The sequence below is a fragment of the Caballeronia sp. M23-90 genome, from assembly GCF_053574605.1.
The window spans coordinates 1-276 of the sequence record NZ_JBSIPA010001032.1 but is presented as its reverse complement, the minus strand read 5'-3'; the positions used below and the strand labels follow the sequence as shown (position 1 = coordinate 276).

Annotated in this window: 1 protein-coding gene; it reads left to right on the top strand. The window is 58.3% G+C overall.

The annotated features are described in order from the left end of the window. Nucleotides 1–276 (top strand): Hsp70 family protein (locus ACRXB1_RS37655; protein WP_449494971.1); only part of this gene is annotated, 276 nt, incomplete at both ends.

The following is a 276-nucleotide window of genomic DNA, read 5'->3' as shown; positions in this document are numbered from 1 at the left end:
CCGAGATCGACAAGATGGTGAAGGATGCTGAAGCGAACGCTGACGAAGATCATCGTCTGCGTGAACTGGCCGACTCGCGCAATCAGGGCGACGCGCTGGTGCACAGCACGAAGAAGGCCGTGGCTGAGTACGGCGACAAGATTGAAGCGGCCGAGAAGGAACAGATCGAAGCTGCGTTGAAGGATCTTGAAGAAGCGCTCAAGAGCACGGCGAGCGACAAGGCCAGCATTGACGCGAAGATTGAAACGCTGTCCACGGCGTCGCAGAAACTCGGCG